The organism is Lutibacter sp. Hel_I_33_5 (assembly GCF_007827455.1).
Lineage (GTDB): Bacteria > Bacteroidota > Bacteroidia > Flavobacteriales > Flavobacteriaceae > Polaribacter.
In genome coordinates this window covers 107,538-128,300 of sequence record NZ_VISM01000001.1, presented here as the reverse complement: position 1 = coordinate 128,300, position 20,763 = coordinate 107,538, and the positions used below count along the sequence as shown (strand labels likewise).

Genomic DNA, 20,763 nt, shown 5'->3' with positions numbered 1-20,763 from the left:
TTTATAAATCATCAGTTATTTTAGTAAGAATTAAGATATTTGTAATCAATCAAGTTTTATCATTTGAAAAAGATAATTTTCACTTTAAGCCTTATTATTCCTCTATTTTTAAATGCACAAGCGTTTAGAAATTATTCCAATGAATTTTTAAACATTGGTGTAGATGCAGCTGCATTGGGTATGAGTAAATCTGTTGTTGCTTCTAGTAATGATGTAAATGCTGGATATTGGAATCCTGCGGGATTAATGAATTTAGAAGATTATCAAGGCTCTTTAATGCATGCTTCTTATTTCGCTGGAATCGCAAATTACAACTTTGCTTCTTTCGGAATGCCAATAGATGACGAAAGTGCTCTAGGAGTTTCTGTCATTAGATTTGGTGTTGATGATATTTTAAACACAACTGAATTAATTGACAGTCAAGGAAATATAGATTTTAATAAAATCAGTTTATTCTCAGCCGCAGATTATGCACTTAACATAGGATATGCAAGAAAATTACTTTTTAAAGATTTGCATTTTGGTGTAAATGCAAAAATTGTAAGAAGAATAATTGGCGGTTTTGCGTCTTCTTGGGGTTTTGGTTTTGATGCTGGAATTCAGTTTGAAAGAAATACATGGAAATTTGGATTAATGGTCAGAGACATAACTACTACCTTTAATTCTTGGGCAATAAATGAAACTGAGTTTGATAAAATTAAAAATGCGATTCCTGGTCAAAATCAAACATTACCAACAGCTACAGAATTTACCAAACCTAAAATGCAATTAGGAATTGCTAAGTATTGGCAAATTGACTCTTATTTTAGCTTATTAACTGAATTTGATTTTAATGTAAGATTCGCACAAACAAACGATGCTTTATCTTCTGATGTAATTAGTTTAGATCCAACTTTTGGATTTGAATTAGATTTTGATAAAATTGTGTATTTACGTGGCGGAGTTGGAAATATTCAAAATATTACAGAGTTTGATAATTCTCAATCACTATCTATTCAGCCAAATTTTGGTGTTGGTTTTAAATATAATGGGATATCCATAGATTATGCCTTAACTAATATTGGAAGTGTTGGAAATGCCTTGTTTTCTAACGTTTTTTCAATTAAAATTGATTATCAATTTTTTAGACAATAAAAATGATGAAAAAATATCTTCTCTTTTTTTTATTGATTTCTTTCTTCGGATTAAATGCACAAAATTTAGAACTTTCAGAAAAATCAGAAATAAGTATTATTACTGCTGGACCTGGAGAAGAATTATATGAGAAATTTGGACATAGTGCAATTAGAATTAAAGACACATCTTTAAATATTGATGATATTTATAATTATGGAATATTTGATTTTAAAGCACCTAATTTTATATTAAATTTTACAAAAGGAAGATTACTTTATAAATTAGCTAAATATCCATTTCATTATTTTGTCCGTAGTAATCAAAAAGAAAAACGCTGGGTAAAAGAACAGGTTTTAAATCTAAATTTAGAGCAGAATCAAGCATTTTTTGAATACCTTGAAAATAATGCTAAACCTGAAAATGCATCCTATTATTACGATCCTTTTTTTGACAATTGTGCTACTAAATTAAGAGATATTATAACCATAATTTTAAAAGATAAAGTAACCTTTGATGATACTTATGCTTCTCAAAAATTAACTATTAGAGAACTAATGAATAGAGAAATTCATTGGAATACTTGGGGTAGTTTCGGAATAAACTTGGCATTAGGTAGTAAATTAGATAAAGAAGCATCAGCTTCTCAATACATGTACTTACCGGATTATGTTTATAAAGCGTTAAATAAAGGAAAAAAAACGGATGAAGACTTAATAAAGAAAGAGCATTCAATTTTAAATTTTAAAGAACCTAAAACAAAACTTGAAATATTTAATCCTTTTTCATTTTTTTCAATTATCGCTCTAATTGGAATATTTATCACATTTATAGATGTGAAAAAGAATAAAAGATCTAAATGGTTCGATTTTATATTATTTTTTATTACTGGTTTAATTGGCTTATTGATTGTTTTTCTTTGGTTTTTCACCAATCATTCTACAACACCAAATAACTTTAATTTTTTATGGGCTTTTGCTCCTAACCTATTGTTAGGTTTTATTTTATTAAGAAATCAACAAAAAATATGGGTAAAAAAATATGTAGGTCTTTTATTGATTTTACTTATAATAATTCCAATAGTGTGGTTATTTAAAGTACAATTATTACCTACTTCAATTGTACCATTATTATTATTGCTATTCTATAGATATATGTCTCTTTATAAAAGATTACTGACCTTTAAATAATAAAATAGTAGAAATGGTTTTTATTAAAACTTTAAAGTCTAAAAAAGTACTTCTTTCTTTTATATAATATAAATCGTAGCGTAATTTTTTTTCTTGTTCTTCAATTGTATTTGCATACGGGTAATTTACTTGTGCCCAACCTGTTAATCCTGGTCTAATAACATTTCTTATAGCGTAAAATGGAATTTCTTTTTTTAATTTATCAACAAATTCAGGTCTTTCAGGCCTTGGTCCAATTAGACTCATTTCACCTTTTAAAATATTAATAAACTGTGGTACTTCATCTAATCTAGTTTTTCTTAAAAACTTTCCAAAAGAAGTAATTCTAACATCATTTTTAACAGCCCAAACCGCACCGTTTTGTTCAGCATTAGAAACCATAGAACGAAGTTTGTATATTTTAAACTTCTCACCTTTTAAGCCAACTCTTTCTTGGGTATAAAAAATTGAACCTCTATTTCCGAGTAGGTTTCCAACAAATATAAAAGGAAGGATTAGTAAAAAAGATATCAATCCAAAAATAGACACTAATACATCTACAACTCTATGTATAAATAAATACATTCTATTATAATTATTCTCACTATAGCTTATTTTTTTATAAAAATTATGATCTAAATATTCTTTAGGAATTCTATCTGTATTGTCTTCATAATAAGATTCAAAACTTGTGATATTAATTCCTTTTTCAAATAATAATATCATTTCTTTATTTAACTTATTAGTTAACTCATTTGATAAATTATCTGTTGAAACTATAACCTCAGAAACATTAGCATTTAAACATTCATCGTAAATATTAACATTATTAATATCTAAAAATTTATCACTTTCATCAATATTAGTATCAGATATATAATTAATAATATTATGCTGTTGCTTAACATTTATAATACTTAATAATCTTTTGACATTCTCTTTTCCTCCAATAATAACAATTGATTTAAAATATTTTGGTTTATATAAAACAGCTAAATAAAGTATTCGCCATGAAAATATTGAAAAAGTAATTAGTAAGAAAAAATACAAAATATGAACTCTTTCATGGGGTAATAAAGGTGATACTATTGGTGTAAAAATATAAGCTATGGTTACAACTAATGATGTTATAAATACATTTCTAAATACAATATATCTACTATAAGTTGTTTTTAAATTATAAAGTTGAAATATTTCCCCAAAAAGAACAATATAAAAACTCAATACAAGACACCAAACAAGTATTTTAGGGTTGCTAAAATTAAAATATGCATAATCACTATATACACTAGTTATCCATAAAAAAAATAAAGGAAAAAGAACATCAAAAAAACGTAGTAAAAGTTTTCTTTCAGAAATATTGATATGGGAAAATGATTTGCTCATTATTTATTTTGGAAGATTCAAGTTAAATCCAAAGTTAATGAAGATTAATTTTTAATTAATATATTTTTTCATGCCATAAAACGCCCAAATAATCATATAATAAATAGATTTAAGAACACTAGCTTTTTCTATATGTCTATAAAAAAACCATTGAGGTTTTAATATCCTTATTTTATTTCTAGAGTGAGATTTATTTCTAATTCTATAAATAGCTAATGGTTCTTGGATGCCTTCTGCAAATTTAATTTTTTTTAAATATTTAAGCCATAAACCCATGTCTTGTCTAAATATTACTTCTGGCATAAACTCTTTACCTAATCTACCTATATCAACAAATGCAGTAAGGCAACTAATTGAATTAGTTTTTAATATGTCTTGATATGATACTTTTTCTGGAACAATAAAATCTTTATAAACTTCTTTCAAAGTAATTTCATGACAGCGCTTATAAGAAGCAAAAACAAAACCTTCTGTAAATAAGATTTTTTTTAAAGAGACAGATAAAAAATTTGAAAACCATATGTCGTCACTATCTAAAAAAGCTAAATATTTTCCTTTAGCATGTTTTATTGAATTATTTCTTGCTATAGCTGGTCCAGAATTTTGGATTTGAAATATTTTTATTCTTTTGTCTTTTTTTAAAAGTTTTAATATTATCTCAACAGAATTATCTTTAGAACCATCATCTGTAATTAAAAGCTCCCAATTTGTATGTTTTTGATTTTGAACACTTTTAATAGTCTCTTCAATATATTTTGAAGAATTGTAACTAGGAGTAATAATTGAAACTAAATTATTCATTTAACCAAGATTCTAATATTTGAACTTTCCCAGATTTTGATAATGGTATTTTTTTAACTTCAGTAAAAGTAATTTTAAAATTTTCATGATTTATTATTTTTTTTAACTTTCTATTTATTTTATATAATACTTTTTTATTAAAACTTTTACCTCTAACGTAAAGTACCTCTATAGAGTCACATTCTTTCTGTATTATTTTAAATTGTTTAATTTCTTTTATATACTCAAAAATTCCGGTAAAAGAATGAACGAATAAATATTTATCATTCGGTAATTTTACAATATCTGTATCTCTACCAATAACTTTTTGTAATAGAGGAAAATTATACTTTCTCTTTTTAGGATAATTTTCTTTTGGTAATTTAATTGCTAAATCACCTATTTTATACCTAATTAAGGGCATTTTTTCATTATCTAACCTGGTAACTACAACATTACCTAATTCTCCATCTTTTACTGCAATATTATTATCATCTAAAATTTCAATATAAGTTTGAGGTGAAAATATATACATATACTTTAAATCAACTTGAAAACCAATTTGAAAACCTTCTGAAGAACCATAAGATTCTTTTATTTCTACTCCAAAAGCTTTTCTAATGTTTTTTCTATAACCGTCAAATAATTTATCACCCAAACCAATAATTACATCTATTTTTATTTGTAGATTATTTTCTATTATATATTTAGCAATTATATTGATGGCAGAAGGGTAACCAATTATTTTTTTTACTTTATACTTTTTTAAAGTATAATATATTTTTTTTAAATCATCAGCAGCTAGAGAAAATGCATTAATATAATATGTGCGAAATAAAATGTCTTTAGATTTCTTTAAAAAAGTTCTTTTAGGTGAAATACCAGTTTGCAATACTTTATCTCCTATTTTATAACCCATTAACTCCCATAAATGGATAGATAAAGCTTGTAAAGAAGAAAGTTCTTGTTTATCCATATAAACATAAGTACTTTCTCCTGTAGAACCGCTACTATAAATTTTAAATAAATTTTTTGTTTCATTAATAGTTAATAATTTTTCTGGATATTTTCTAAGAAAATCTTTTGTTAATACAGGGAATTTTTTTATCCATTCATTCGGATTATCACCTTTCAATTTAATTTTATTATATAATAATAGTTTTCTGTTGGCATGCAATAGAATTTTTTTTAATGATTTATTTTGTCTAAATAAAATTTCTGATGTTGATAAATTATCAAAATTTCTCCACCTTTTTATTGAATTAATAAAAATAGTTTTTAAAAAGGTATCACCGATAGGTAAAAAAAATTTTTCTAAAAGTTTATTGTAAGTCATTAACTTAGAGCTTTTAACCATTTACTTCTATTATTTAACCAACTAAAACTTTCTGCTTTTTTCCTCGCATTTACTTGAAGTTTAGGATAATTATTATTGAGAATTTTTTTAATACTATTCACCATTTGGTTAACATTACCTTTTTCAACTAAAATCCCATCAACTTTATCTTTAAGTAAATAAGGAATACCCCCCACATTGGTAGAAACAATTGGAAGCCCTAATGCCATAGCTTCTATAACACTAACTGGTGTATTGTCAATATTTGTAGTATTAATAAATATATCAAATTCTTTTGATTTTTTATGCCACTCTTTTTTAGATAATACTCCTGTAATCTCAATATTTTTATTAAGTCCTTTTTGTTTTATGTATAGTTCTATTTCTTTTTTACTACCATCTCTATCAGGTCCAATTATACATAATTTAGCATCATTAAAAGACTTTTTTAGCTCATTTAAAACATCAACTGCCATTTTAACATTATATTCTTTAGAAAACGCTCTCACAAATAAAAGGTTTGGCTGCATTTTTTTTCTTTCTTTAAATAAATAATTATCAATTGAAATAATATTTGGAATATATTCAACCATAAATCCTTTTTTTTCAAACTCAAATTTTAAATAATTGGAAGGGGCTATGTTTTTATAAGAATTACTGAAAATTAATTTCGAAAAATAATTAGACTTATTCAATCTTGAGGGTAAATTTCCCCCATGCAAAATTGGAATGTACTTTAATTTAAAAACTCTTGCAATTTGAGAGGTGATTAAACAATAATAAAAAGCTGAAGTACTAAATGTATCAATTAAAATATAATTAATTTTTTTTCTGTTTTTTATTATACATAAAGACATATCTAATAGTCTTAAAACCTTACTTGTTTTATCTGATGAAATAACTAAATCGAAACCTTCTTTTATTAATAATCCTGAAAGCGTAGATAATGAAGCCTTATACTTTGTATTAAGCGATAAATCATTTCCAATATATAAAACTTTTTTAACCATTATTATTAATAAACATTTTACTTGAAAAACATTTAATTATTGCTGAAACTTATTTGTTAGAAAGATCATTAGAAATTTTATTTTTTAACTTCAATATAATCCTAAATCTATTAAATTATGTTTAATTGTTCTTTTCCAATTAAAATGAATTCTATTGTCTCTTCTTTGCCCATCATAAGTAATAAAATATCCTCCAAAAACTTTTTGGACATCCAAATGATGCATCCCTTTATTGAAAAAATCAAGTTCAATTTCAGGTTTTAAGTATAGATGTTTCTCTTTTTTTAGTTTAATTTCATTGTCTTTAAGACTAACTGAATATAAAGACACACCTGTTCCATATCCTTTAGATAAATTTTGAAATGGAAGGTAAATTTTATCTTTATATTTAAAATACCTACCAGCTAGCCTTGCTTCGTTTCCTTTTTTCTCTCTGTAATTTTTACACAATTCCCAAGGTCCTTGTATTTTTTTAGATTTAAAAATGTATAAATTTAATTCATCATCTACAGTAAACAAATATTTTTTATTTTTCAAACTAACCAATGTCGGATCTTTATACCTAACATTTTTTATCAATGTATCTTTTATTTTCCAATCATAAGGAAAGTTATTGGTATAATATAGTAAAACATTATTACTGTTTTTTGTTTCAGGAATCATATAAAAACCTTCTTCATCTTTAAATACTTGTGGGTAAGAAATGTGAAAATTTTCATCTAAAGCTAAACCTCCATATTCAAAATCAATACCGTTTTTAGATATTAAAACATCAATTCTAGCATTATCATTTTTTACTTGGTTTTCAATAAAAAGATAAATTTTATCATTATGCTTAATATAAAAAGGATCTGCAATAAAAATAGATTCATTATTTTTATTAAATGTGTTTATTTTTGAACTAGATATGATGCTTCCATTTTTTATAGATAAATTAAAAAGAGAATCCTCTTTTACAAACTGATAACCGACCGACCATCCTAAAGAACCATAAGTGAAAAAAGGGTAATTATTGTTAAAATAAATTATTACAATAATAATGATAACAATAAAATATTTAATTTTTTTCATGTTTAATATAAATTAGACTAAGACCATAAATAAAACCAGGAAATGCAATTCTCATACCTGAATGACTAATGGTTAAAAACCAAAATAAAAAAAAAGAAAGTAAAAAAGCTTTTTGATAATTGTTAGAATTATACAATATCTTAATGGGAAAAAAAAATAAAATAAACAAAATTATTATTCCAATCATTCCATGCTCTTCAATCAATCTAGTAATTTCATTATGTGATGCTGAAGTAATTTTTTCTGTATTTTTCTCTCTTTCAAATTTACCGTTACCAACACCTAAGCCAAAAAGAGGTGACTCCATAAAGCTACTAAATTGTTCCTCTATAAGTTTTACTCTCCCAGAACTAATATCTTTTTTCTGTACCCCTCTTGCATTTTTACCAGAATATCTATTATCTAACATTCCGTTTGTTATATTAGAGGTATATATCCAAATAGACAATGTTATAAAACTACCAACAATAACATATTTAAAAAATAAATGTAAAGATCTTTTTTGATATAAAATATAAAAAAAAGAAAAAAACAGTAATGCGATGACTGCCGTTATTATTCCTCCTCTTGAAAAAGTTAATAAACCTCTATAAACAAAATACAATAATAATATTCCATCAAAAATTACATAACCTGATATTTTTATTTTTTTTAAAATAAAAATTGATAAAATAAAAATCCCTACCCCTAATATTGTTGCTACCTGATTTGGCCCAAATCCTCCTGAAGTTTCAAAATTTGCAGCTCCACCAAATACTATTTCTTTAATATCTGGTGTTCTAAAGAATAAATAAGCAACTGTAGAAAAAATAGGTAGTAACATATAAAATAATACATTTATTATTTCTTTATTAGTAATAACTCTTTTGTAGCAATAAATTGCACATATACCTAGCATTAAAGGTCCACTTAAATTAAAGAGAATCGCTTTACGCAAAGATTCACCTTCAGGAACTTTAGTGAAAACTATACCAATAATCAATAGAAAAAGATAAATGAAAAAGGGGATAGCGATTTTTTGCTTGACTATACCAAGTATTAACCCCAATAATAAAAATAAAATTACTGCATATTTACCCGTTTCATATAAAATAAAACCTTGAGTCATTCTAAAAAAAACTTCAGAACCAACTATATATCCTGATAATACTAAAGCTTCCTCATTTTTGTTTTTATTAATAATGATTAGTAAAATTCCAATTATAATAATAATAATAATAATAAATTTTGAAAAAAAAGAAAAAATTGCTAAATACCCAATTAAAATATGGATTATTATAACAATAAATTTATTTTCCGAAATAAAATTTAACATTTTTTATAAATATCAATTAAACTATTTAAATATTTTTCTTTGTTAAATTCTAATTTAACTTTTTTATATAAATTATCCGCAAGGACTTCTCTTAATTTTTCATTTTTGATTAGATTTTTTAATTTTAAAGAAAAATCACTTGGATTATTTGGTTCAACTAATTGTTCTTTTCTACTTACTACAATTCCACAATCACCAACTTTAGTAACTAGAACTGGTAATTTAGCCAAACCATATTCTAATAAAGAAATAGGTAATCCTTCTGATTTTGAAGACAATACTCCGATTGAAGCTTGTGATAAAATATGTTTTATATCATGACATACACCATAAAAAAATATTTTTCTTTCCAAATTATTCTTCTTTACATAATCTCTAATTGATCTTGAATAATTATTTTTATATTCTTTACCTATTAGATGTAAAGTCCAATCTGCATTTGTTTTTAAAACATCATTAAAGGCTTTTAATAAAGTTAAATGATCTTTTTGTTCTCTAAAACCAGCTAAATGAACTATTCTTTTACCTTCAAGGCCTTCTAGTTTAGTAACTTTTTTAATATTACTAAAATGTGAGAAATTACTCAAGTATGATACATTTTGAGTTAATAAATTATCTTTTGACCATTTTTCCAAACTACTGTTAACAGAAATAATATAGTGAAAAAAGTAAGACATAAATTTTAAAGGGTAGAGTTTTCTACTTTTTAAAAACTCACTTTTACCATAATGGTCATGCCAAATAATAATAATTTTAGGATAAATCAACTTTAAACAAAAAGCAACAAAATATGAAGTTGAATGCGCATGAATAATTCCAATAGTGTTTTTTTTTATATATTTTTTTAAAATAATGATAGCATTAATATCTATAATTAATTTTCTATTCAAAAAAAGGTAGCCAATATTTTCATTAATATTGTTTTTTAATCCCCCTTCTTTTCTTGTAACACATATATGCGAATCTACATTTTTAAAAATTAAACCATTAGCTATATTTATAGATAAGACTTCTGCTCCCCCTATATCTAAAGAGTCAATTATTTGTAAAATTTTTAATTTTTCCAACTATATAAATTGTTTTATTTCGTAAGAAAATTTATCTAAAGTAAATTGCTGAGACCACTTTTTTGCACTAATTACTTTCTTTTGATAAATATCTTCATTATTAATTAATAACTCAATATTAGAAACAATTTCGTTTATGTTATTCTTTATCAAAACACCTCTTTCTCCATTTTTTAGCATATATGGTACGCAAGAAACTTTAGTTGATATGGGTAAACAAGACCAAAACATAGCTTCAGCAATAACTTTAGGCCAACCTTCAGATTTTGAAATAAAAACTAAAAAATGACTTTTTTGATAAGCTAACTTCACAACCTCTTTAGATTGGTTTCCATGCAAAAAAACATTATTATTAATCTTATTATCAAAAACATATTTTTCCACCTTTTTATACTCCACACCATTACCATACATATCTAATTGGACATTATAACCCTTTTTTAACAATTCTTTAATTATTTTCACAGATAATCCAGGTTGTTTACCTATACTAAATGCACCAACAAAAATAAATTTTATTTTTGTTGAAAAATGTTTAGGCTCAACTTGATTTATTTCTTCTTTAGTATATGAAGCTGTAAAAAAAGGAATTATATTTTTTGTTTGATTTTTCCAATTTCCGTAAACTAATACTTTACAGTTTCTAGTTAGAAAAGTATTCGATATAATCCATTTTTGGATTTTGTAACTTAAAGGTTGATTTAAAGAATTAGGGTCCCAATTACCAGCATATTTTACAGTTTTCTTTTTTAATGGAAAAAATATTTGTACAATACAACCCAGCAACCCTATATTTCCTGGACAGCGTAAATGAATATGATCTGCCCAATAACAACTCTTAATTATTTCAAAACCAATAAAAGGTATTTTAAATAATGAAGTTATTTTGTTCTTAAAAGTTAATACATTAAAACTACTTATTTGCTTAAAATCAATATTTTTAGCCCTATATCTTTCATCAATATTAGTAGTTTTATTTTTTGAAAATGGCGCTACAATTCTAATTTTAGAAACATTTTTTAGCCATAAATTCATTTCACGAACATAAGGTTCATATGCATAAAAAGAACCATGCTCTTTTTTATGAATTACATGTGTTATTATTGCAAATTTCATTCTTGAATTTTAGGTTTATTAAATAATAATGTTAATAAACCTACTTTTCTTCCTATAAATTCTGCAAAAGCTTCTTTCTTATTTGTTGTAGTAAATATATTTGTAAAACGAGATATCATTAAAATAAGCATAATAGTATTCCATTTAAAACGAGTAATTAATGATGGATAACTAACACTTGTTCGCCATACATACCATCCGTTTCTTATTACCATTTTACCATAATTGTATTTATTAGGCCTACCGCTTTCTTCATGATAATGAAAAAGAGTTGCTGCAGTATTTACATATAACTTATATTTTTTTGAAACTCTCAGGCAATATTCTAAGTCTTCATAAAGGCCATATCCAGTAAAATATTCAGAAAATTTAATAGAATCTAATACTTTTTTTTTAAATGAAGAAACTCCTCCCATGAAATACTCTGCTTTATAAATTTTCCCATTAGGTGGCAAATATGAAACCGAAAAACCATTAGAAAATTTTGGCATAATACAGGGAGGTTCATTTGATAACAATCCCAGTATTTTTCTTATCACATTTCTACCACCTAAGTTTCTTACCCAACCATCGATAACATAATCTTTAAACTTTGGCTTTTCATTTACTTTTAAAGGTCTCCATTTTACTTCATTAATAATGTAGCCACCAATTCCACCAGCATCAGAATAGAACGCATATGCAGTAAGTAAATTTTTAAAATAAGACTTTACAAGTACAATATCATCATCTAAAAAACAAACAACTTCAATATCTTTAGAGACTTTATTAATACCAAAATTTCGCTGTTTTGTTAGTCCTCTATTTTCTTCTGCAACTTTATAATATAATAATTTTTTGAAATTATTCTTTTCAATAATTTCTTTAGACTTATCATCTGTAGAGCCATCAACTATAATTATTTCATCTGGATACAACATTTGCTCATTTACAGATTTTAACAATGTTAAAATCGATTGAGGACGCATATATGTACAAATTATTAGACTAAACTTCATTTCTAATTAATTGTTTATAAAATTCATAATTTTTTTCAAATATTATTTTTTGATTAAAAGAGCTAACTATTCTTAGTCTTGCTTTTTTAGACATTTTTTTTGCTAAACTTTTATCATTAAATAAATTAATAACTTTATTGGCATAATTTTCATGTTCTTTAGGATTACATGTAAATCCAGTTTCTCCATCTATCATAATTTCATTTGCCCAACCAATATTTGAAGTTACAATAGCCTTTTCCATAGCCATTGCCTCAAGCCAAGTCATCGGTAATGCTTCAGCAAAACTAGGTAATATTATAACTTCAGCTTTATTTATTAACTTTTTAACTTCATTATATGGTACCGCATTTTTATAAAAAAAATTTTCTCTAGCTTTTATTGATAATAAATCTTTAAACATTCTTAAAGTAGAAGTTCCAGAAAGATAATCTTTATTATCTCTTCCTAAAAAAAACAATCTAATAGTTTCATCTTTTTCAATTACTTTATTAAAAATTTTAGCTATTTCTAACACCCCTTTTTTACGAGCAATTGTTCCAAAATATAATAATGATTTTGGTATTATTTCTTGATAGTTTGGTTTAAATCTTTTTACATCAATAGCATTATATATTGTTATTATTTTTTTATCAAGTTTAAATATTTCTTTTGTTTGTTGTGATACAAAATTACTCACCCCAATAATAGCATCAGCATTTTGTAAAGCTCTTTTTTCGAAAAATTTATTTTGAAATTTAACTTTTCTTTTTTCCAATGAACAAAAGTAGGTGTCTGAACCATGTAAACGAATTACGAGTGGCACTTTAAATTTCATAAATGCAGTAAAACCAGTCCATTCTGGAGTTTCTAGTATCTCTATTTTTTTTTCATATATAATTCTATTTATATACTTATTAAAATACAAACGATTTGTTAACCAAGTAAATCCTTTAAAGGACTTTAGTTTAATTTTATAAATAATTACACCTTCGTACTCTATTATTTCGTTTCTATTTTGACTATATAAAAATATATATACAGTATGTCCTAATAATAATAAGTTAACAGATAAATTTCTTATAAATGATGCAATACCACCAATATTATTTACTTCATTATTGTATGAGTATTCAGAAGTTATATAAGCGATATTCATAATTAAACAATATATCCATTTTTATTTTTTGAAGAATATAAAATTGATTTCATATGTGTTTTTTTATCTGAAGTTATATTTTTAAGTAAATATCTCTCGTCGAACTTATTATTATCTTCCATTTCATTTTTACATTTTTCAATATATTCATCAGTATTACAAATAGGTTTAGCTGGGATTCCAGCAACTACCTTATTAGATGAAATATTTTTTGTAACAACTGAATTAGCTGCAACAATAACATTTTCACCTATAGTAACTCCAGGCATTATAATAGATGAAGCTCCAATAAAGACATTATCTTTAATCTCTACAGGAGAAATTTTAGTATAATTTAAATGATATTTAGTACTAGCATCATGACATAAAATATGAACATTTGGAGCTAAAGTTACATTATTACCAATTGTTATAAGCCAACAATGAGTATCATCAAGTATCACTCCTTTCTGAATATTAAAATTATTTCCAATAATTAATCCTCTTTTAATTAACTTAGAAACATACATTCTAGTAGTTTCAATACCTAAAAAGGATTTAATTTGTTTTTTTATATATAATTTAATTTTTTTCATTTAAAATCTTGTTAATTTCTTTTACTATATTCTCTGAAGCTTGATTTTGAGGTGTTTTAACAATTTTATCAAACCACTTTTTAGTTTCATTTAATGAAACTTGACCATTTAAAGAATCAAGAATTACCTTTTTCAAATCATCTTTTTTATTTATCCATAAAACTGCTTTGCTTGAAGGCATAGATTTAAAATGAATGAATTTATAAATCTTATTAATATCCCATTTTGATACATCACCTTTATTAGTATTATAATTAATATAAGCACAAGGCTTGTTTTTTGCTACAGCATCAAATACCATTGATGAACCTACATTTATTACTATTTCTGAGAATTTTATTGTATTAGTTAATAATTCTAAATCCCTTTTTAAAGGCATAACTTTATTCCAAGAGTTTCCTAGGTCATTCCACATTGGATCTATTGGAAAAATAACGTCTTTATATTTATCTATAATTTTATTTTGTCGACCTGTAAAATCAACCGGACATTTTCTATAAATAATTCCTAAGTTATTTCCTTCTTTATTTAATGCAACAACTGTTTTTGCTAGGTCTTCTAAATAATATTCATCATAAGGTGATGTTGTAACATCATCACCTGAAAAACATAAATACTTTTTATCTAAATCTAAATTATATTCTATAAAAAAACTCTTTTTTTTCACTTCTAATTCTTTATCAAAATGCAACTCAAATTGAGGAGAACCAGTAACTCTTATTTGACTATATTTTATTTGGGGATAATACATTTTTAATTCATCTCTCATAAAATCACTCCAAACAAAATAATAATCAGGTTCTATGACTAAAGTTGCTTTAGGCAAGTTATCCCATGAGTAAATAAATGTAATTGTTTTTATATGTAAATCTTTAGCTGCAAGAATTGGAGCTATTGCTACTGAATTTCTTTGATTTGTGCAAAAAACAACACCCGGGTTAATCTCTTTTAATTGTTCTAATGCATTTCTATATAAAATGGTTTTTCTTTCTAGATAATTTATATACTTATTTAGTTTTTCTATACCTTTTTTAGAATTGTAAAAAGTCACAAAGAAATTAACTAGTGCTTTTTTTAATAAGGTTTTAATTGAGATAATTTTATTTTTAAAGATATAAGATAGGTATACTTCATCTTTAAATGCTATAGAATTTAATTTAAGTTCAATTTTATTTTTTGCTGTTTTTATTATATCCGTTAAGTTATGTGTTTTTGTATTTATTAAAGGAAATTCATTTATGTTTAATTTTTGTTTTAAAGGAAACTCAGTATTATTCCAAAATAATACTGAATTTTGTTTTGATAATTTATTGTAAAAATCTGAATAGGCAAAATTCCTTAGACCTATCCCATCTGGTAGTAAAATTAAAACTTTTTTTTTCATCTTAAAATTAAACTTAAATTTACCCATTGCCATATATGAAAACTAGCATCATTATTTCCCGCAAGATACAACTCCCATTCTTTATCTAATTCCATTGAATTAAACCATTTTGAATATTCTGAAGACTTCAATTTATCTAAATTATCTGTAACAAACTTCTTTAATTCTCCTCCCAACCACTCACGTTGAGGAGTTTGCAAAGGTCTTTTAGGTGCATAGGTTATTGTGTTACCTAAATATTCTGAAGCTAGTTCTCTTAATAAATATTTCTGAACTCTTTTGTTAATTTTATATTTTAATGGTTGAGCAAAAGCAAATTCTACTAATCTATAATCTAAAAAAGGTTCTCGTAACTCTGTACTGTAAGCCATAGATATACGATCGTTAAAACGTAATGCTCTTGGTATTTTAGTATAAAACAAATCACGGTACTGCATATCTAAAATTCGGTTATTAAATGGCTTAGGATAAACTGGTTTTTCTGCAAGCTTTAAAAATCCAGTCCTTAGCACATTCGTTCTAAAAGGTGATTTTCGCACTCCTTGAATTGTTGCATCTCCTTGTTGTGTATAATAATCATACCCAGCCCATTGTTCATCCATTCCTTGACCATCTAGCAATACTATTGTTCCTTCTTTTCTCGCTTGTTTAAAAATTTGGCTATATGCTACTGTCGGAATACCTCCAAATGGTTCATCTTGAATATCTGATACATATTTTATTTTATCTTCAATTTCCTTATTTGGTTCTAAAATTACTTCTGAGAGTGGATTATTTGTTAATGATATCATTTGTTTAACCCAAGGTAATTCATCATATCGCTCGTCATTAGTGCAAAAAGTATACGCTTTTATGTTCTGCTTTGTATTTATCTGATTTACAAATGCAAGTAATATAGAACTGTCTAATCCTCCACTAATATTAAATCCTATTTTTACATCTGCTCTAAAACGTAACTTGATACTCTCTTTTAATAACTTTTTATATGTTGACTTTACCTTTTTAATTGACTCATTTTTTTGATGCTTCAAAACTTCTTTCTCAAAAAAATACCACTTTTCAGAAGATAATTTCCCCTTCACATAAGTTAAAAAATAACCTCCTGGTAATTGTAAAATGTTTTCCCAAAATGTTTCATTTGGCATACCGTAGCTACCATAAACTAAATAATTTGCCCATGCCTTTTCTGATGGTGCTTTTTCTATTTCAGTTTCATGCAATGTTTTTATTTCTGAAGAAAAGTAAAATGTACTATCAGTTTTATGATAATAAAACGGTTTTACACCAAAACGATCTCGTGCTGCAAATAATACTTCTTTTTGAGAATCCCAGATTGCAAACGAAAACATTCCATTTAACTTACTTAAACATTTTTTACCCCATTTTATATATGCAGCAAGTAAAACTTCTGTATCAGAATTTGTAACAAAATTATACGTTATCAATTCATTTTTTAATTCTAAATAATTATATATTTCACCATTAAAAACTAAGGTGTATCTTTTATTGGAGGAAATAAAAGGTTGGTTGGCTATTTCTGATAAATCTATAATTGATAATCTATTATGCCCTAAGACTATATTTTTATTTTGAAATATCCCTGTAAAATCCGGGCCTCTATGCTGCTGAACTTTTAACATAGACTTTAATGTATTAATATTAGCTTTTTCACCAATTATTCCTACTATTCCACACATATTTATTTATTTAATAAAATAGCCATATCTTCTGCTTTATACCAATCTTCTATTGTATCAATATTTACATACAATGATTTTGGTGATTCAATATAGGCAATTGTTTTTCCGTATAAAGACTTTTGGTTTTTTATGACTGTGGTTTTAGTTATATAAATACTACCATCTCTGTGGTATGCTTTTGGCAATTCTTGTCGTCTAGAAATAATTTCTGACTCTCCAGTAGCTATATCAAGGTTTCCCGATGAATTTACTTCAAAACTCCAATGAGGATTATATTCATGAGGTATTTCTAATACAGAAATTAAACTATCAGTTTCTTTTACAATAAACTTTTCAATTGCATTATTTAAAAATTGTAGTGTTCTAAAAGGACTTGTAACTTGTAATAAACATACTGCATCAAAAAAAACATTTTTAGATTCATAATATTCTAACGTATGTAAAATAACTGATAACGTAGGTGATGCATCTAAAGCCAATTCGGCCGGTCTTTTAAAAGGAACTTCTAGGTTTAGTTGTTTTCCAACTTTCATTATTTTATCATCATCTGTGGTTAAAATCACTTTTGAAAGATATTTAGATTTTAATGCTATCTCAGATGTATATTGCAGTAATGGTTTTCCATTTAGCTTTTTTATATTTTTATAAGGAACTCCTTTTGAACCTCCTCTAGCAGGGATTAATCCAAGTATTTTCATAACAAAGTAATTATAGGGTATTCTTTATCAGTCGCTTCTTTATTTTTCAAGTAATTATCTATTGCTCCTTTTTCGATATTAATATACGCTTTTCTAAGCAATGATGTTGTCAAATTTTTCAATCGAAAAACTTTACCTTTTTGTGTTTGTATTACCCCTATTGAAGCTTTATCTATATGTTTTTGAATAATCACAGGCAATTCCTTTCCTGACTGATGTATCACTTTATTTCCTAGATCATGTAAAATATCAGAGGTTTTAATCTCTGGTCTTAATTGATGTAATATAGGTCCTTGATCTACTTTTTCATTTACAATATGAATTGTAGCGCCTATACAAGAAATTTCGTTATATATTACTGGGAATAAATTTGTAGCAGATCCCTTATAGTAAGGTGATAATCCTAGATGCAAATTTATAATTTTACCTGTGTATTTTTGTAATAACGGGTTTTTAATAATTGATGTGCCAAATAGTATAATTCTATGAGGTTTAACTTTATTAATTGTATCTAATACTGCTTCGGTATTTATTTTTCTATGTTCTAAATTAACGCATTTCACTCCTTTAGGGAAACTAGTGTATGCTGAAAAGAAAGAGGATTCACTTTCTGCTCTTGCTTTAAAATGCTTTGCAGTAAAAGCCGCATCTTCTTCTGTTAAATCAGTAGTGTCTTCTATTTTTATTGATTTTTTTTCTGTAATAATTAATTTCAAGTCAAAATATTCACTCAATTGAGCAGCTATATACTTATGTCGCAAACTATCACTTGTTAAAAAAATAACTCTACTCATTATTGATACCAATTACTTTTAACTCCTTCTTTAAATAAATCCGTTGACTTAAATATATCAAATTTTCCTGAGGGAAGATCATTACAATCATACCTTGAAATCATCAACGGGTTTTTCTCTATTTGAGAATTAACTGCTCTTTCCATAGAAAAACCTAGTTTAAAACCTGACGATTTTTCAATTTCTGTAACTTTATCACAAGCTTCTTTAGATCCATAAGGATAACTTACAGAATATGCTTCTTTACCAAACTGATCTTGAAAAAACATTTGAGATGCTAAAAGTTCTTTATTTATTTTACTCGCATCTAATAACCCTAAAGGCACATGGTGATGTGAATGAGAGCCTAAAACATCATCTTTATATAATTCTTTTAATTGATCAGGTGTAAAATACAATTTTTTCACCAGTTCTTTTTCCTCAAATAAGTTATTGAAAATAGGAGTTATCACTTTCTCTTGTTCACTATAATTCAATTTAAAATTTAAAAGATATTTTAAACATGCTGAACTTTCATCATCATAGTTGTAATTAATTTGTGCTAATTTTTTTTCTTCTTCTGTTATATGAATACCAAAACTGGTTGAAATAAAATCTATTATTTCTTTTGATAAAATTTGTGAGCGTACTAAATGTACTTTATGTACTAATGAGATTTCTTTTTTAGTATAGTTCATCGTGTTAATGAAAAACACATAGGGTATTCCTAACTTATCCAAAATTGGTTTTGCGAGTTCATATTGTTCTGACAAGCCATCATCAAAAGTTATGAGTATATAGTTTTTATCAAATTTTTTATTTCTGAAAGACACTAATTGTTCTTGTGAAATAAATTCTCCGTAAGTAGCTAATTGCTCTAGTTGTTTTTGAAATTGTTTTGGGGTTACTCCAAATATGCTTGGGTATTTGCTTTCAAAACTTTCTCGTATATAATGATAATTAGATACTATTAACATTAATACTCAATAGTTTTATGAAATGTTAATTCGGTATTGGCTATTATTTCTGCAATACGTTTCCCTGAAGTTCCATCACCATAAATACTTTCAGTTTGTATTGTTTTAATTGAAATTCTATTTTCAATAGCTTCTTTTATTTTTTTCTTATTATAAATAACATCCAAAACATTAGAACCTCTTTGCCTTCTGTTTTGACGTGTTCCTATGTTTACTGTTGGCACTGCTAAATAAGAACATTCTCTAATTCCAACACTTGAATTACCTATTAAACATTTACTATTTACCAATAAGCGTAAAAAGTCATTAGGTTCCATATTTTTAAAAAAGTGAATGTTTTTGGGTTTTACAACTTCTCTAAATGTTCTAATACCGTTTGAGGTACCATCGGAACCTGCATCTACATTTGGCCAAAACCAAAAGGTAGGAATAGCAAGTTCGTTTACTGCTGCTAAGGTTTTTAAAACATCTGCCTTTGCTGAATCATACTCGGTAGTTACTGGGTGTTGCATTACTACAATGTATCCTTTTTCCCAATCGATAACCTCTCCTACTCCTCCATATTTTTCGATAGGGTTAAAGTTTAATTTTGGAGTATCTTTTATTTCATTTGCTAAGTCTATTGACGGACATCCTGTATTAAATACCATTTGAGGATTTTCTCCCATCTTTATTACTCGTTCTTTTGCATCTTCTGAAGCTACTAAATGTAAATCAGCCAATTTTGTATTAGCATGTCTAACTTTTTCATCAATATTGCCCGTTACTTCTCCTCCTTGTATATGTATTAAGGGTATATTCTGATATGAGGCTCCAATACTTGTAGCTATTGTTTCAAACCGATCTGCAATTGTGATAACTGCATCTGGCTGTAGTTTATAAAATACATTAGCCAATTCCATAACTCCTAACCCTGTCGTTTTTGCCATAGAAGTAGGTGTTTCTCCTTCTAGTACCATAAACACTTTTTCTGCAATTTTAAAGCCATCTTTTTCAATAAAATCTACTGCATTCCCATATCTTCCTAATAATGCAGAACCAGCTACAACTAATTGCAATTCTAATTTAGAATGCTCTTGAATTGCTTTTAATGCTGTTTTAATACGACTATATGAAGGGCGTGCCGTAACTACTACACATATTTTTTTAACTGCCAT

General features: G+C 25.9%; 19 protein-coding genes. 2 read left to right on the top strand and 17 right to left on the bottom strand.

The window, feature by feature from the left end; translation table 11 throughout:
• Positions 1–63: 63 nt before the first annotated feature.
• Positions 64–1,134, top strand: coding sequence for a PorV/PorQ family protein (locus tag OD91_RS00585; RefSeq protein ID WP_144894469.1), 1,071 nt, complete (start codon positions 64–66; stop codon positions 1,132–1,134).
• Between the two features lie 2 nt (positions 1,135–1,136).
• Entirely contained in the window at positions 1,137–2,303 is a 1,167-nt protein-coding gene (locus tag OD91_RS00580) for a DUF4105 domain-containing protein (protein ID WP_255513125.1), read from the top strand.
• Here the strand turns inward: OD91_RS00580 and OD91_RS00575 are convergent.
• From OD91_RS00575 to neuC, 17 genes are all read right to left on the bottom strand, one after another.
• The gene (locus tag OD91_RS00575) at positions 2,286–3,668 is read right to left on the bottom strand and encodes an exopolysaccharide biosynthesis polyprenyl glycosylphosphotransferase (protein WP_144894468.1); all 1,383 of its coding nucleotides are present in this window, start codon (positions 3,666–3,668) and stop codon (positions 2,286–2,288) included. The genes OD91_RS00580 and OD91_RS00575 overlap by 18 nt on opposite strands.
• A gap of 51 nt (positions 3,669–3,719) precedes the next feature.
• Entirely contained in the window at positions 3,720–4,469 is a 750-nt protein-coding gene (locus tag OD91_RS00570; protein ID WP_144894467.1) for a glycosyltransferase family 2 protein, read from the bottom strand.
• Positions 4,462–5,784 (bottom strand): phenylacetate--CoA ligase family protein, encoded by a 1,323-nt coding sequence (locus OD91_RS00565; protein ID WP_186434360.1) that lies wholly within the window; start codon positions 5,782–5,784, stop codon positions 4,462–4,464. Before OD91_RS00565 ends, OD91_RS00570 begins: the two co-directional genes overlap by 8 nt.
• A complete protein-coding gene (locus tag OD91_RS00560) occupies positions 5,784–6,794 on the bottom strand; it encodes a glycosyltransferase family 4 protein (protein ID WP_255513124.1) in 1,011 nt (336 codons plus the stop codon). Before OD91_RS00560 ends, OD91_RS00565 begins: the two co-directional genes overlap by 1 nt.
• Positions 6,795–6,884: 90 nt before the next feature.
• Positions 6,885–7,865, bottom strand: coding sequence for a hypothetical protein (locus tag OD91_RS00555; protein WP_144894464.1), 981 nt, complete (start codon positions 7,863–7,865; stop codon positions 6,885–6,887).
• Complete coding sequence (locus tag OD91_RS00550; protein ID WP_144894463.1) at positions 7,852–9,180, bottom strand: O-antigen ligase family protein; 1,329 nt, start codon at positions 9,178–9,180, stop codon at positions 7,852–7,854. Before OD91_RS00550 ends, OD91_RS00555 begins: the two co-directional genes overlap by 14 nt.
• Complete coding sequence (locus OD91_RS00545) at positions 9,174–10,247, bottom strand: glycosyltransferase family 4 protein (RefSeq protein WP_144894462.1); 1,074 nt, start codon at positions 10,245–10,247, stop codon at positions 9,174–9,176. The genes OD91_RS00550 and OD91_RS00545 overlap by 7 nt, the downstream gene beginning before the upstream one ends.
• Positions 10,248–11,363 (bottom strand): glycosyltransferase, encoded by a 1,116-nt coding sequence (locus tag OD91_RS00540; protein ID WP_144894461.1) that lies wholly within the window; start codon positions 11,361–11,363, stop codon positions 10,248–10,250.
• The gene (locus tag OD91_RS00535) at positions 11,360–12,361 is read right to left on the bottom strand and encodes a glycosyltransferase family 2 protein (protein ID WP_144894460.1); all 1,002 of its coding nucleotides are present in this window, start codon (positions 12,359–12,361) and stop codon (positions 11,360–11,362) included. The genes OD91_RS00540 and OD91_RS00535 overlap by 4 nt, the downstream gene beginning before the upstream one ends.
• Positions 12,351–13,499, bottom strand: coding sequence for a glycosyltransferase family 4 protein (locus OD91_RS00530; RefSeq protein WP_144894459.1), 1,149 nt, complete (start codon positions 13,497–13,499; stop codon positions 12,351–12,353). Before OD91_RS00530 ends, OD91_RS00535 begins: the two co-directional genes overlap by 11 nt.
• Positions 13,500–13,501: 2 nt before the next feature.
• Complete coding sequence (locus OD91_RS00525; RefSeq protein WP_144894458.1) at positions 13,502–14,074, bottom strand: DapH/DapD/GlmU-related protein; 573 nt, start codon at positions 14,072–14,074, stop codon at positions 13,502–13,504.
• A complete protein-coding gene (locus tag OD91_RS00520) occupies positions 14,061–15,458 on the bottom strand; it encodes a UDP-glycosyltransferase (protein WP_144894457.1) in 1,398 nt (465 codons plus the stop codon). Before OD91_RS00520 ends, OD91_RS00525 begins: the two co-directional genes overlap by 14 nt.
• Entirely contained in the window at positions 15,455–17,155 is a 1,701-nt protein-coding gene (gene asnB / locus OD91_RS00515; protein WP_144894456.1) for an asparagine synthase (glutamine-hydrolyzing), read from the bottom strand. The genes OD91_RS00520 and asnB overlap by 4 nt, the downstream gene beginning before the upstream one ends.
• Before the next feature lie 2 nt (positions 17,156–17,157).
• Positions 17,158–17,856 (bottom strand): cytidylyltransferase domain-containing protein, encoded by a 699-nt coding sequence (locus OD91_RS00510; RefSeq protein WP_144894455.1) that lies wholly within the window; start codon positions 17,854–17,856, stop codon positions 17,158–17,160.
• A complete protein-coding gene (locus OD91_RS00505; protein ID WP_144894454.1) occupies positions 17,853–18,650 on the bottom strand; it encodes a formyltransferase family protein in 798 nt (265 codons plus the stop codon). The genes OD91_RS00510 and OD91_RS00505 overlap by 4 nt, the downstream gene beginning before the upstream one ends.
• A complete protein-coding gene (locus OD91_RS00500) occupies positions 18,650–19,606 on the bottom strand; it encodes a polysaccharide deacetylase family protein (RefSeq protein WP_144894453.1) in 957 nt (318 codons plus the stop codon). The genes OD91_RS00505 and OD91_RS00500 overlap by 1 nt, the downstream gene beginning before the upstream one ends.
• Positions 19,606–20,763: a UDP-N-acetylglucosamine 2-epimerase gene (neuC, locus tag OD91_RS00495; RefSeq protein ID WP_144894452.1), complete on the bottom strand. Its 1,158-nt coding sequence runs from the start codon at positions 20,761–20,763 to the stop codon at positions 19,606–19,608. Before neuC ends, OD91_RS00500 begins: the two co-directional genes overlap by 1 nt.

Excerpts from the sequence above, each read along its gene's own strand:
- OD91_RS00580 (WP_255513125.1), top strand. The coding sequence starts at position 1,137 with ATGATGAAAAAATATCTTCTCTTTTTTTTATTGATTTCTTTCTTCGGA.
- OD91_RS00575 (WP_144894468.1), bottom strand. The coding sequence starts at position 3,668 with ATGAGCAAATCATTTTCCCATATCAATATTTCTGAAAGAAAACTTTTA.
- OD91_RS00570 (WP_144894467.1), bottom strand. The coding sequence starts at position 4,469 with ATGAATAATTTAGTTTCAATTATTACTCCTAGTTACAATTCTTCAAAA.
- OD91_RS00565 (WP_186434360.1), bottom strand. The coding sequence starts at position 5,784 with ATGACTTACAATAAACTTTTAGAAAAATTTTTTTTACCTATCGGTGAT.
- OD91_RS00560 (WP_255513124.1), bottom strand. The coding sequence starts at position 6,794 with ATGGTTAAAAAAGTTTTATATATTGGAAATGATTTATCGCTTAATACA.
- OD91_RS00555 (WP_144894464.1), bottom strand. The coding sequence starts at position 7,865 with ATGAAAAAAATTAAATATTTTATTGTTATCATTATTATTGTAATAATT.
- OD91_RS00550 (WP_144894463.1), bottom strand. The coding sequence starts at position 9,180 with ATGTTAAATTTTATTTCGGAAAATAAATTTATTGTTATAATAATCCAT.
- OD91_RS00540 (WP_144894461.1), bottom strand. The coding sequence starts at position 11,363 with ATGAAATTTGCAATAATAACACATGTAATTCATAAAAAAGAGCATGGT.
- OD91_RS00535 (WP_144894460.1), bottom strand. The coding sequence starts at position 12,361 with ATGAAGTTTAGTCTAATAATTTGTACATATATGCGTCCTCAATCGATT.
- OD91_RS00530 (WP_144894459.1), bottom strand. The coding sequence starts at position 13,499 with ATGAATATCGCTTATATAACTTCTGAATACTCATACAATAATGAAGTA.
- OD91_RS00525 (WP_144894458.1), bottom strand. The coding sequence starts at position 14,074 with ATGAAAAAAATTAAATTATATATAAAAAAACAAATTAAATCCTTTTTA.
- OD91_RS00520 (WP_144894457.1), bottom strand. The coding sequence starts at position 15,458 with ATGAAAAAAAAAGTTTTAATTTTACTACCAGATGGGATAGGTCTAAGG.
- asnB (WP_144894456.1), bottom strand. The coding sequence starts at position 17,155 with ATGTGTGGAATAGTAGGAATAATTGGTGAAAAAGCTAATATTAATACA.
- OD91_RS00510 (WP_144894455.1), bottom strand. The coding sequence starts at position 17,856 with ATGAAAATACTTGGATTAATCCCTGCTAGAGGAGGTTCAAAAGGAGTT.
- OD91_RS00505 (WP_144894454.1), bottom strand. The coding sequence starts at position 18,650 with ATGAGTAGAGTTATTTTTTTAACAAGTGATAGTTTGCGACATAAGTAT.
- OD91_RS00500 (WP_144894453.1), bottom strand. The coding sequence starts at position 19,606 with ATGTTAATAGTATCTAATTATCATTATATACGAGAAAGTTTTGAAAGC.
- neuC (WP_144894452.1), bottom strand. The coding sequence starts at position 20,763 with ATGGCAGTTAAAAAAATATGTGTAGTAGTTACGGCACGCCCTTCATAT.